The sequence below is a fragment of the Kaistia defluvii genome (genome assembly GCF_026343955.1).
GTDB lineage: Bacteria > Pseudomonadota > Alphaproteobacteria > Rhizobiales > Kaistiaceae > Kaistia > Kaistia defluvii.
Window position 1 is genome coordinate 573,152 of sequence record NZ_JAPKNI010000001.1, and the last position, 12,199, is coordinate 585,350.

Consider the following 12,199-nt stretch of genomic DNA (forward strand, 5'->3'; position numbering starts at 1 on the left):
CAGACCCCGTCGCGCGGCCTCGGCCGCGCGACGGGTTTCCTATCCTTCCGCCCCCGCGCAGGATCGCGTCGAGGCCGTCTTCAGGAGCATGATTCGTTGCAGCCCAATTTGGCACCCGTCGCGGAGGCAGACGTTTCCCCCCTCCTCGTCGCGCGGGGCATCACCAAGACATTCGACCGGACGCGGGCGCTGCAGGGCGCCGACTTCGAGCTTCGCGAAGGCGAAGTGCACGGCCTGCTGGGCGCCAACGGCGCCGGCAAGTCGACGCTCTCCAAGGTCATTTCCGGCCACTACACCCTCGACAGCGGCGACCTCTCCTATCGCGGCCACGAGATCCGCCTGCGCTCCACGCGCGACGCGCTGCGCATCGGCATCGCCATCGTGATGCAGGAGACGAGCCTCGTCCCCGACCTCACGGTTCTGGAAAACATCTTCCTGCCCGAACTCGGCCGCCCCGGCCGCCTCGACTACAGCCAGCTGCGCCAGCGCGGCCAGGAGATCCTCAACGATCTCGGCCAGGGCGACAGCCTGCCCTTCGACTGGGAAGTGCGGCGCCTCTCCTCGGCGCAGAAGCAGCTGGTCGAGATCGCCAAGGCGCTGGGCGTGCGCGCCAAGCTGCTGATCTTCGACGAACCGACCGCATCGCTCAGCCCCGGCGAGGCCGAGCGCCTGTTCGACATCATGGCGCGGCTGCGCGACACCGGCCACGGGCTGGTGTTCGTCTCGCACCGGCTGGAGGAAGTCTTCGCGATCACCGACCGCGTCACCGTGCTGCGTGAAGGCCGCACCGTGATGAATGCGCGCGAGACCGCCTCGCTGTCGCAGGCGGACCTGATCCGCGCCATGGTCGGCGCCGAACTCGGCGCCATCTACGAGCGCAAGGAAGCCCATATCCAGCAGATCGACGCCCCGGTGGCGCTCGAGGTCCGCAACCTGAGTTCGACTCCGGCCGTGCGCGACGTTTCCTTTTCGGTGAGGAAGGGAGAAATCCTCGGCATTGGCGGCCTGGTCGGCGCCGGCCGCTCGGAGACGGTCGAGGCGATCTTCGGCCTCCGCCCCCGCACCGGCGGCGAGGTGGTGCTGAACGGCAAGTCGCTCCGGGGCGACAGCCCGCAGACCTCGATCCGCGCCGGCCTCGGCTTCGTCGCCGAGGACCGTCGCACGCAGAACATCGTGCCCGACCTCTCGGTCAAGGAGAACCTGCTGCTCGCCCATCTCGGCGCCCATCGCGGCTTCTTCTGCAGCTACGCCTCGCGCGAGCGCAAGGTGAAGGAGCTGCTGGCGGGCCTCGGCATGCCCGAGGACCGTCTGATGGACGCCTCGATGCTGAACTTCTCCGGCGGCATGCAGCAGAAGATCATCATCGCCCGCTGGCTGCTGCTCGAGCCCAAAGTGCTGATCCTCGACGAGCCGACCAAGGGCGTCGACATCGGCACCCGCGCCTCGATCTACACCATGCTGCGCGACATCGCCGCCCAGGGCGTGGCGCTGGTCGTCGTCTCCTCCGATTTCGAGGAACTGCTCGGCCTTTCCGACCGCGTCGTGGTGATGAGCGACGGCCGCACCACGGCCGACCTGCCGAGCGCCATGCTCGACGAGGAAAGCCTGACGCTGCTCGCCGCGCCGCGTACCTCGATGGTGCGCAACACCGAGATGCTGAACGAGCTCGCCCGCGCCCATGACGGCGCCGGCTTCTGGGGCCTGATCGAGGGCGACCGGCTGATCTGCCTGAACGCGGTCGCCAGCAATCCCGCGCTCGACCCCGGCTTCAAGGCCGGCGAAGCGCGCGAGCTCGCGGCCACCCGCATCCCCGAGGCCCTCAGGCGCCGCGAGCCGGTCTTCGTCGCCGAGCCGGACGGGGAACGCACCACGCTGGTGGTGCCGATGACCAGTCCGCGTGGCCACGACCTCGGCTGGGTCGGGCTTTCGCTGCCGACCGACCGCCCGTTGCCCGCTCCGGAAACCATCAAGTCCCGCATCGACACCATGGCGGCAACGCTGTGAGCAAGGAAACTTCGCCCATGGTCCAAGAGACCCTTTCCCGTCAGGCCCCGGCCTCGCCCATCAAGAAGATCGCGCAGCGGCTCGAAGTCCGCATGCTGCTGCTGGCGCTGCTGATCGCGGTCTGCCTCTCCTTGCTGTCGCCCTACTTCCTGACCAAGTCCAACATCTTCAACCTGCTCGACCAGTCTGTGGTGATCGGCATCGTCGCCGTCGGCATGACCTTCGTCATCCTGACCGGCGGCATCGACCTCTCGGTCGGCTCGGTGGCGGGCCTGACCGGCATCATCCTCGGCCTGTCGCTGCAGCATGTGCCGATCGTGCCGGCGATCGGCATCGCGGTCGCCGCCGGCGGCTTCATCGGCCTGATCTCGGGCACGCTGATCACGGTATTCGGGCTGGCGCCCTTCGTGGTGACGCTCGGCGTCATGGCGATCGGCCGCAGCCTCGCCTACATCTTCTCCGGCCAGACGGCGATCTCGAACATCCCCGACGGCATGCAGGCCATCGTCTACACCAACGTGCTGGGCATCCCGTCCAACGTGCTGTTCCTGATCGTGCTCTATCTCGCCGCCTGGGCCTATCTGACCTACACCAAGGGCGGCCGCACCATCTATGCCGTCGGCTCCAACAAGGAAGCCGCCCGCGCCGCCGGCCTGAACACGACCTTCTATTCGATCCTGCCCTATGTGCTCTCCGGCGCCTTCGCCGCCGTGGCCATCACCTTCTCGATCAGCCAGCTGCTTTCCGCCGATCCGCTGATGGGCAACGGGATGGAGCTCGACGCGATCGCCGCGGTCGTCATCGGCGGCGCCAGCCTGTTCGGCGGCCGCGGCTCGATGTTCGGCACGCTGATCGGCGTCCTGATCATGGTGATGATCCGCAACGGCCTGAACCTCATGGGCGTCTCGCCCTTCTGGCAGGGCACGGCGATCGGCACCATCATCATCCTCGCCCTTCTGGTCGAGCGTCTGGTTTCCTCGAGGGTCAGCCGATGAGCAACGCCCCTTCCCTTGCAGTCCGGCTCTTCGGCACCGACGAACCCGTCACGCCGCTCCGCATCCTGAGGGCGGGGGCGCTCACCGCAGAACTCGACACCGGAAACCTGCGCCACATCCACTTTGGCGGTGTCGAGATCATCCGCGCGATTTCCTTCATCGTGCGCGACAAGAACTGGGGCACCTACAACCCGGTAATCTCGGATCTCGTCGTCGACGAGCGCGCCGACGGCTTCACCGTCACCTACAAGGCGCTGGCGCTCGACGACAACCAGGCCTTCCGCTATTCGGCCCGCATCGAGGGCTCGGCCGAAGGCCGCCTCGACTTCTCGGCCGAGGGCAGCGCGGAAACGCCGTTCCTCACCAACCGCACCGGCTTCGTCGTGCTGCATCCGATCGCCGGCGTCTCCGGCCATCCGGTGACGATCGAGCATGTCGACGGCTCGATCGTGGAAAGCCGCTTCCCCGACATCATCGATCCCGTCCAGCCGATGATGTATCTGCGCGCCCTCACCCACGAGGCGGCGCCGGGGCTGAAGGTCACCTGCCGGATGGAAGGCGACACCTACGAGATGGAGGACCAGCGCAACTGGACCGACGCCTCCTACAAGACCTATGTCCGGCCGCTCGCCCTGCCCTGGCCCTACACCCTGCCCAGGAACGAGCGCATCGAACAGGCGGTTCGCCTGACGGTCACCGGCGCGCTGCCGGCGTCGGAGGCCGGTTCGGTCGCCGGCAAGGTGACGCTCGGCGACGTCATCGGCACGGTACCGGCGCTCGGCCTCGGCCTCGACCCGTCCGAGATCACCGATACGCTCGCCCGGCGCGACCGGCTGCACCTCGTCGGCGCCAAGGTGCTGGTCGGCTATTACGACCCGTCGCTCGGGCATGATTTCACGACGCTGGGCGGCATCCTCGCCACGGCGCGGTCGCTCGACGCCGAGCCCTGGCTCGAGGCGGTCATCCAGTCGGTCGAGGGCTTCGAGGCCGAGATCGCGGCGCTCGGCCGCGACGTCGACGCGATGGGCTCGCCCTTCAAGACCGTGCTGCTGTCGCCGCTGCCGGATCTGAAATGCACCCTGCCGGGCAGCGTCTGGCCGCCCGCGCCGCCGCACCGCGCCTTCTTCGAGGCAGCGCGCAAGGCCTTTCCGAAGGCCCGCATCGGCGGCGGCATGTTCAGCCTGTTCACCGAGATGAACCGCAAGCGGCCGCCGGTCGACCTCATCGACCTCGTCTCGTTCACCACGACGGCGATGCTGCATGCCGGCGACGACATCTCTGTCACCGAGACGCTGGAAACACTGCCCGCCGTGGCGCTCAGCGCCAGGGCGATCGCCGGTGAAACGCCCTATGCGGTCGGCCCGAGCGCCATCGGCATGCGGATGAACCCCTATGGCGAGGCGCCCTTCGCCAATCCTGGCAACATCCGCCAGGCGATCAACTTCAACGATCCCCGCCAGCGTGGCCTGCTCGGCGCGGCCTGGGCGCTGGGCTTTTTCGCCCGCTTCGCCGAAGGCGGCGCCTCGACGATCACGCTCGGCGGCACGACCGGAGCGTTTGGCCTGGTTCATGCGAAGCACGACTGGCCGCAGCCCTTCTTCGACGAGGCCGGCGGCGTGTTCCCGATGTTCCACGTGCTGCGCGGCATGGCGCGCCTCGCCGGCAGGCCGCTGCGCCAGGTGACGACGCCGGATGCGATCGAGGCGATCGCCGCCGAGACCGGGGATGGCGTCGAACTCTGGCTTGCCAATCGCACAGGCTCCGAACAGTCTGTCGCCCTGCCCGGCGCGCCGCGTGACCGGTTCTTGCTCGATGCCGACAGCTTTGTCGCCGCGACGCAGGACGCCAATGCGCTGGATACGCTGGCAAGACCTTTTGACGACCGCAAGCTTACCCTGGCACCCTACGCGGTAGCGAGAATCCGACTGTCCTGATTTCGTTCCATTATTCGAGGTTGTACTATGCATATCCTTATCATCGGCGCGGCTGGCATGGTCGGCCGCAAGCTGACGGACAAGCTTGTCGCGGACGGTCATCTTGGCGGCAAGGAGATCAGCCGCTACACGCTCGCCGACGTCGTTGCCCCCGAGGCGCCGAAGGGTTTTGACGGCCCGGTCGAGACGCTGACCATCGACCTGTCGGCGCCCGAAGCCTCGCAGACCCTGATCGCCAACCGTCCGGACGTGATCTTCCATCTGGCGGCCATCGTCTCCGGCGAGGCCGAGGCGGATTTCGACAAGGGCTACCGCATCAATTTCGACGGCACGCGCTACCTGTTCGACGCCATCCGGCTCGAGAACGCCAAGTCCGGCTACAAGCCCCGCGTGGTGTTCACCTCGTCGATCGCCGTGTTCGGCGCGCCGTTCCCCGACAAGATCGGCGACGAATTCTTCGAGACGCCGCTGACCAGCTACGGCACCCAGAAGGCGATCGGCGAGCTGCTGCTGGCCGATTATTCGCGCCGCGGCTTCTTCGACGGCATCGGCATCCGCCTGCCGACGATCTGCATTCGCCCCGGCAAGCCGAACAAGGCCGCCTCGGGCTTCTTCTCCAACATCCTGCGCGAGCCGCTGGTCGGCCTGGAAGCCGTGCTGCCGGTGTCGCCCGACGTGCGCCACTGGTTCGCGAGCCCCCGCTCGGCCGTCGGCTTCCTGATCCATGCCGGCACGATCGACCTCGACAAGGTCGGCCCGCGCCGCACGCTCAACATGCCGGGCCTCTCGGCGACCGTCGGCGAGGAAATCGAGGCGCTGCGCCAGGTTGCCGGCGAAAAGGCGGTCAAGCTGATCCGCCACGAGAAGGACGAGACCATCGACCGGATCGTCGCCGGCTGGGCCCGCGATTTCGACACGACGCGCGCCCTGTCGCTCGGCTTCAAGGCGGAGACCTCGTTCGACCAGATCATCCGCGCCCATGTCGAGGACGAACTCGGCGGCAAGATCGGCGGCTGATCGTCTTTCTTCACCTCTCCCTGAGGGAGAGGTCGGAGCGAAGCTCCGGGTGAGGGTTTAGGGAACGATCCGGAAAGACCGTAAACCCTCAACCGCCGGCCTTCGGCCGTCGACCTCCCCCTCAGGAGGAGGTGGCAAGCAGAAGCCATTACGACCCGATCCAACCGACACGAAACCGGAAGCAGCACCAATGGCGAGCGATCCCTTCTCCCTGACTGGCCGCGTCGCCGCGGTGACCGGCGGCGGTTCCGGCATCGGCCTCGCCAGCGCGCAGGCGCTGGCCAGGGCCGGCGCCCGCGTCGCCATCCTCGACCGCAATCCCGTTGCAGCCGAAATCCTGGCGACGCTGGGCGACGAGGCCGACCACTTCGCGGTGGTCGCCGACGTCGCCGACGAGGCCAGCCTGGAGGCAGCCTTTCAGGCCGTGGCCGAGCGGGCGCAGAGGCTCGACATCCTGGTCAACAGCGCCGGCACGGCGATCCGCCGGCCGGCGGTCGAGCTGACCGTCGCCGACTGGGACACGGTGGTGAACGTCAACATGACGGGCACCTTCCTCGCCTCGCGCATCGCGGCGCGCCACATGATCGCCTCCGGCACCAAGGGCTCGATCGTCAACGTCTCGTCGATCATGGGCTTTTCCGGCGGCGGGCTCTACCCGAACATCTCCTACCAGACCACCAAGGGCGCGATCGTCAACATGACCCGCGCGCTGGCCGTCGAATGGGCGCCGAACGGCATCCGCGTCAACGCCGTGGCGCCGACCTATGTCCGCACGCCCTTCATCGCCGGCCTGGTTGCCGATCCGGAGCTGGTCGCCCGGATCGAGGCGATGACGCCGCTCCGCCGCCTGGCCGATCCGGAGGAGGTCGCGAGCGCGATCCTGTTCCTGGCCGGGCCCGGCGCCTCCATGGTCACAGGTCACACGCTGCCGGTCGACGGCGGCTTCCTCGCCCAATAACAAACAAATCCTGGAAGGAACGCTTATGTCCAACACTGGCAAGATTGCGCTCGTCACCGGCGCCGGCACCGGCATCGGCAAGGCCGTCGCCCTGGCCCTGGCCGCCGCCGGCTACACGCTGGTCGTCACCGGCCGCCGCGCCGAGCCGCTCGAGGAAGTCGTCAAGGAGGCCGGCGGCGACGCCGTCGCGATCCCGTCCGACATCACCGACGAGGCCTCGGTCGCCGCCCTGTTCGGCGAGATCAAGAACCGCTTCGGCCGCCTCGACGTGCTGTTCAACAATGCCGGCGTCAACGCCCCGCCGGTCAACATCGAGGACCTCGATGTCGCAAGCTGGAAGGCCGTGATCGACACCAACGTCACCGGCGTCTTCCTCTGCACCCAGGCCGCCTTCCGCATCATGAAGGACCAGAAGCCGATGGGCGGCCGCATCATCAACAACGGCTCGATCTCGGCCGTGATGCCGCGCCCGAACTCGGCGCCCTACACGGCTTCCAAGCATGCCGTGCTCGGCCTGACGCGTTCGACCGCGCTCGATGGCCGCAAGTACGACATCGCCTGCGGCCAGATCGACATCGGCAACACCGAGACGCCGATGGCGAGCCAGATGAAGAAGGGCGTGCTGCAGCCGGACCTGTCGATCAAGGTCGAGCCGACCTTCGACGTCAGCCACGTCGCCAACGCGGTCGTCCACATGGCGGGCCTGCCGCTCGACGCCAACATCCTGCAGATGACGATCATGGCCACCAAGATGCCGCTCGTCGGCCGGGGCTGATCCAGGACCACCATCCTACCCTCGCCGTCATCCCGGGCGAGCGCAGCGAGACCCGGGATCCATTCAGCCGCCGGCGGAAGGCGGCTGAATGGATCCTCGCTTTCGCGAGGATGACGCCGGAGGATGGGGCGCCGTCGAGGACAAGGCCGGCGCTCTCTTCACCTCTCCCTGGGGGAGAGGTGAACGTCAGTACGGTCCCTCAGCGCGCCGCCAGCGCCGCGACATGCTCCGCCAGCGCCAGCGAGGCGGTGAGGCCGGGGGATTCGATGCCGAACAGGTTGATCAGGCCGGCGACGCCATGCGCGGACGCGTCCTGAATGACGAAATCCTGCCCCGGCGCGCCCTTCGGCACGATCTTCGGGCGGATGCCGGAATAGCCCGGCTGCAGCCGGTCGGCGCTGACATCGGGCCAGTAGCGCTTCACCGCCTCGACGAAGAGCGGGATGCGCGAGGCGTCGACGTCGTAGTGGATCGCGTCGATCCATTCGACATCCGGGCCGAAGCGCGCCTGGCCGCCCATGTCGATCGTCAGATGCGTGCCGAGGCCGCCCGGCACGGGCACGGGATAGATCAGCCGCGAAAAGGGCGAGCGGCCCGACAGGGTGAAGTAGCTGCCCTTGGCATAATATTCGGTCGGGATGGCAGCGGGATCGAGCCCCTCGATCGTGCGGGCGACGGCGGGCGCGAACAGGCCGGCCGAATTGATCAACAGGCGCGTCTTCAATTGCATCGGCTCGGCACCGCCGATCGACAGCACGATGCCGTCGCCATCCGGCTTGGCGGCGAGAAGCGGGCTCGAAAACACCACCATGCCGCCGGCGCTTTCGACATCGCCGTGCAGCGCCAGCATGAAGGCGTGGCTGTCGATGATGCCGGTCGAAGGCGACAGCAGCGCGCCGGCGCAGGCAAGGTTCGGCTCCAGCGCGATCGCCTCGGCGGCGGTGAGTTCGCGCAGGTCGTGCACGCCATTGGCGGCGGCGCGGGCCGCGATCGCGCCGAGCCGGCCGCGTTCGGCCTCCTCGGCGGCGACGATCAGCTTGCCGCATCGGGCATGCGGCACCCCGCGTTCGGCGCAATACTCATAGAGCGCGAGCTTGCCGGCGACGCAGAACTGCGCCATCCGGCTGCCCGGCGCGTAGTAGATGCCGGCGTGGATGACTTCGCTGTTGCGCGACGAGGTCTGGGTGCCGATGGCGTCCTCGGCCTCGATCAGCAGGACCTCGCGGCCGGCATTCGCAAGCGCCCACGCTACCGCCAGCCCGACAACACCCGCGCCGCCGACGACGCATTCGACTTCATCCATGAGCGCACTCGAATCCAGAACCGAACGGCGGGCGCGCCGACTGAATCAGCACGCCCTGCGGTCTATAGCAGAGGACGGGGCGCTATCGCCCCACCCTGTAGCCACAAGCGCTAAGCGCTCTTGCGCGCGTCCATCCGGAGACCGCCATGCTCGACGATGTACTCGACCACCCGGTCGAGGCCCTTGCCGCGCGTCAGGTCGGTGAAACCGAAGGGGCGCGTCCCGCGCATGCGCTTGGCGTCGACCTCCATCACGTCGAGATCGACATTCACGTAGGGCGCGAGGTCGCTCTTGTTGATGACGAGGAAGTCGGAGCGGGTGATGCCCGGCCCGCCCTTGCGGGGGATTTCCTCGCCCTGGCAGACGGAGATGACATAGAGCGTCAGGTCGGCCAGATCCGGCGAGAAGGTCGCGGCCAGGTTGTCGCCGCCGGATTCGATGAAGACGACGTCGAGATCGGGGATCTTGCGGTTGAGCTCCGCGATCGCCTGCAGGTTGATCGAGGCGTCCTCGCGGATCGCCGTATGCGGGCAGCCGCCGGTCTCGACGCCCATGATACGGTCCTCGGACAGCGCCTGCCGGCGCGCCAGCATCATGGCGTCTTCCTTGGTGTAGATGTCGTTGGTGATGACGCCGATGGAGAATTCGTCGCGCATCGCCTTGCAGAGCTTCTCGGTCAGCATGGTCTTGCCGGAGCCGACGGGGCCGCCGATACCGACGCGAAGGGGGCCGTTTTTCGATGTCATCAGAGTTCGCCTCGTGTTGCTGGAGCGCGCGGCCGGGCCGCGACGCGGAACTCAATCGTGCGAATGGCCGTGGGCATGATCATGGCCGTGATCGCCATGCCCGGCGTGATCGTGGCTCCCGTGACCATGGCTGTGCTCGCCATGGCCGGAATAGGCGCCGCGCACCGGATTGAACTGGGCAACGATCTCCTTCACCCGCGCGCCGAGCCCCTCCAGCATCGCCTGGATGACGTGATCGCGCAGGATCAGGATGCGGGTCGGCTCGATCGCGGCGGCGAGATGGCGGTTGCCGATATGCCAGGCGAGTTCGAGCAGGTGCACGGGGTCCCGGGCGAAGACCTCGTAGAGCGGTTCATAGGCGGCGGCGATGGCGATCGTGCCGCCGCCCTGGAGAACCAGGCTGTCGCCGGCATCCAGCACGACCGTTTCGGCGAGGTCGACCATCACCTTGCGGCCGTCGACCAGTTCGATCAGGCGACGGCGCAGATGACGCTCGTCATGCTGCAGCACCGCACGACCGGCCGGCGGCTCCTGACCTTCCACGGCGGCGTCCGACGCGCGCCGGACAGCGACTGCCCTCAGCATTCCCATTCCCCAGTTCAACAGATCCGCCCGGCAATGCCGCGCCGGCATGGCCCGAACGCCGCTTGGATGCCCCCTTATAGCAGGGAAGGATGTCGCGTCTTGGGGGCGAATGCGGTGGCGGACAGTTTGCCTCTTTTTCCGCGCCGATGGAAAGCTTGGCCGCGATTTTCGAGACAGGGCGCATAGCTCCGGGATCTGGCGCACAACTGCCAAGTCTTTGAGCACGCAAATGAATATTTGTGGTTGCCGGAAGGGCAACGCCGTGTGATAGCCTTCGGCGACAGTCGTCGCTGCGCCCCGTCGAACGGGCCGGCCGGATCGGGACCAGGGACCAAAGTGAGACCGCTTTTGCTCGCCGAGGGTGCTTCGCCGAACGCCGTTCCGATGGCGCGCGCGCACTATGCGGCGCAGCCGAGCCGCTGGCTCGCCGAGCTCGAACTCTGGTTCGCCGTCAATGCCGGCAAGACCCGGCTGATGCGCCGCCGCCATCTGGGCCCGCTCGTCGTCCAGAAGCCGTTTCATCCGGAAAAGGACGGTACCTGCCACGTCTACCTGCTGCATCCCCCAGGCGGCGTCGCCGGCGGCGACCAGCTCGACCTGCGCTTCCATCTGGCCGAAGACGCCCGCGCCGTGCTGACCACGCCCGGCGCCACCAAATTCTATCGCAGCGAGCACGGCCGCAGCACCCAGGCGACGACGATCGACGTCGGCGCCCATGCCATCTGCGAATACCTGCCGCAGGAAACCATCGTCTTCGACGGCGCCGATGCCTCGATCGACACGCGCGTGACGCTGGAAGCTGGCGCCACCTATGTCGGCTGGGACTTCATCTGCCTCGGGCGACCGGCGGCCGGCGAGCGCTTCGAGACCGGCACGCTGCGCCAGCGCATCGAGATCGTGCGTGATGGCAGGCCCATCTGGTTCGAGCGGGTGCGGCTGCCGGGCGGCTCGCCCCTGCAGGGCGCGCCCTATGCGCTGGCCGGCCAGCCGACCTGGGGCACGATGATCTATGCCGGCCCCATGGCCGAGGACGCGGCCGAGCGCGTGCGCGAGGCCGTCGGCAGCCAGGCGGACGGCGCGTTCTCCGTCAGCCAGCTCGAGCACGCGGTCGTCTGCCGCTATCTCGGGCCGCGGGTTTCGGAAGGCAAGGCACTTTTCGTCCGGGCATGGGATGCGCTCAGGACATCATGCCAGGGCAAGGCCGCCAACGCGCCGCGCATCTGGGCCACGTAAACACGGATACGATTGGGGACCGCCGATGGAACTTCTACCACGCGAGAAAGACAAGCTTCTGCTGTTCACCGCGGCCCTGGTGGCGGAACGCCGCCTGGCCCGCGGCGTCAAGCTCAACTACCCGGAAGTCATCGCCTATGTGTCCGCGGCGATCCTGGAAGGCGCGCGCGACGGCCGCACGGTCGCCGAGCTGATGTCCTATGGCGCGACGCTGCTGACGCGCGATCAGGTCATGGAGGGCGTGCCCGAGATGATCCACGACATCCAGGTCGAAGCCACCTTCCCCGATGGGACCAAGCTGGTCACCGTCCACAATCCCATACCGTAGGGGCGCGTCATGATTCCAGGCGAATACATCCTCGAGGACGGCGACATCGAATATAATGTCGGCCGCACCGTCATCTCCGTCGACGTCGCCAATTCGGGCGACCGGCCGATCCAGATCGGCTCGCACTATCATTTCTACGAGACCAATACCGCGCTCCATTTCGACCGCGACAAGACCCGGGGCTTCCGCCTCAACATCCCGGCCGGCACCGCCGTCCGTTTCGAGCCCGGACAGCAGCGCACCGTCGAACTGGTAGCGCTCGACGGCGACCGCGCCGTCTTCGGCTTCAATGCCAAGGTCATGGGAAAGCTGGAGGTCTGA

At 67.6% G+C, this 12,199-nt stretch carries 12 protein-coding genes; 9 read left to right on the forward strand and 3 right to left on the reverse strand.

Features of this window, described 5'->3' with window-relative positions:
• The first annotated feature begins 96 nt into the window (after positions 1–96).
• The 6 genes from OSH10_RS02630 to OSH10_RS02655 all read left to right on the forward strand — a co-directional run bounded on the left by OSH10_RS02630 (position 97) and on the right by OSH10_RS02655 (position 7,683).
• Entirely contained in the window at positions 97–2,004 is a 1,908-nt protein-coding gene (locus tag OSH10_RS02630; RefSeq protein ID WP_266329961.1) for a sugar ABC transporter ATP-binding protein, read from the forward strand.
• Between the two features lie 17 nt (positions 2,005–2,021).
• Positions 2,022–2,999, forward strand: a complete 978-nt coding sequence (locus OSH10_RS02635; protein WP_266329962.1) for an ABC transporter permease — start codon at positions 2,022–2,024, stop codon at positions 2,997–2,999.
• Entirely contained in the window at positions 2,996–4,933 is a 1,938-nt protein-coding gene (locus OSH10_RS02640) for a hypothetical protein (RefSeq protein ID WP_266329963.1), read from the forward strand. Before OSH10_RS02635 ends, OSH10_RS02640 begins: the two co-directional genes overlap by 4 nt.
• A 27-nt stretch (positions 4,934–4,960) precedes the next feature.
• A complete protein-coding gene (denD, locus tag OSH10_RS02645; protein ID WP_266329964.1) occupies positions 4,961–5,950 on the forward strand; it encodes a D-erythronate dehydrogenase in 990 nt (329 codons plus the stop codon).
• Positions 5,951–6,140: 190 nt separating this feature from the next.
• Positions 6,141–6,908: an SDR family NAD(P)-dependent oxidoreductase gene (locus OSH10_RS02650; RefSeq protein ID WP_266329965.1), complete on the forward strand. Its 768-nt coding sequence runs from the start codon at positions 6,141–6,143 to the stop codon at positions 6,906–6,908.
• 25 nt (positions 6,909–6,933) lie between these two features.
• Positions 6,934–7,683, forward strand: a complete 750-nt coding sequence (locus OSH10_RS02655) for an SDR family oxidoreductase (protein WP_266329967.1) — start codon at positions 6,934–6,936, stop codon at positions 7,681–7,683.
• 199 nt (positions 7,684–7,882) lie between these two features.
• On the opposite strand, the gene OSH10_RS02660 is transcribed toward OSH10_RS02655, so the two are convergent.
• From OSH10_RS02660 to ureE, 3 genes are all read right to left on the reverse strand, one after another.
• Positions 7,883–8,986 (reverse strand): NAD(P)/FAD-dependent oxidoreductase, encoded by a 1,104-nt coding sequence (locus tag OSH10_RS02660; RefSeq protein WP_266329968.1) that lies wholly within the window; start codon positions 8,984–8,986, stop codon positions 7,883–7,885.
• A gap of 110 nt (positions 8,987–9,096) precedes the next feature.
• A complete protein-coding gene (ureG, locus tag OSH10_RS02665; RefSeq protein WP_266329969.1) occupies positions 9,097–9,732 on the reverse strand; it encodes an urease accessory protein UreG in 636 nt (211 codons plus the stop codon).
• A gap of 51 nt (positions 9,733–9,783) precedes the next feature.
• Entirely contained in the window at positions 9,784–10,317 is a 534-nt protein-coding gene (ureE, locus tag OSH10_RS02670; RefSeq protein ID WP_266329970.1) for an urease accessory protein UreE, read from the reverse strand.
• 384 nt (positions 10,318–10,701) lie between these two features.
• Between ureE and OSH10_RS02675 the strand changes: the two genes are divergently transcribed.
• Genes OSH10_RS02675 through OSH10_RS02685 form a run of 3 tightly spaced genes read left to right on the forward strand, consistent with a single transcriptional unit; the run spans position 10,702 to position 12,199 of the window.
• The gene (locus OSH10_RS02675; RefSeq protein ID WP_266330374.1) at positions 10,702–11,550 is read left to right on the forward strand and encodes an urease accessory protein UreD; all 849 of its coding nucleotides are present in this window, start codon (positions 10,702–10,704) and stop codon (positions 11,548–11,550) included.
• Positions 11,551–11,575: 25 nt separating this feature from the next.
• Positions 11,576–11,878 carry an urease subunit gamma gene (gene ureA, locus OSH10_RS02680; RefSeq protein WP_266329972.1) on the forward strand — a complete coding sequence of 101 codons (303 nt, stop codon included), beginning with the start codon at positions 11,576–11,578 and terminating at the stop codon, positions 11,876–11,878.
• A 9-nt stretch (positions 11,879–11,887) separates the two neighbouring features.
• Positions 11,888–12,199 carry an urease subunit beta gene (locus tag OSH10_RS02685; RefSeq protein WP_266329973.1) on the forward strand — a complete coding sequence of 104 codons (312 nt, stop codon included), beginning with the start codon at positions 11,888–11,890 and terminating at the stop codon, positions 12,197–12,199.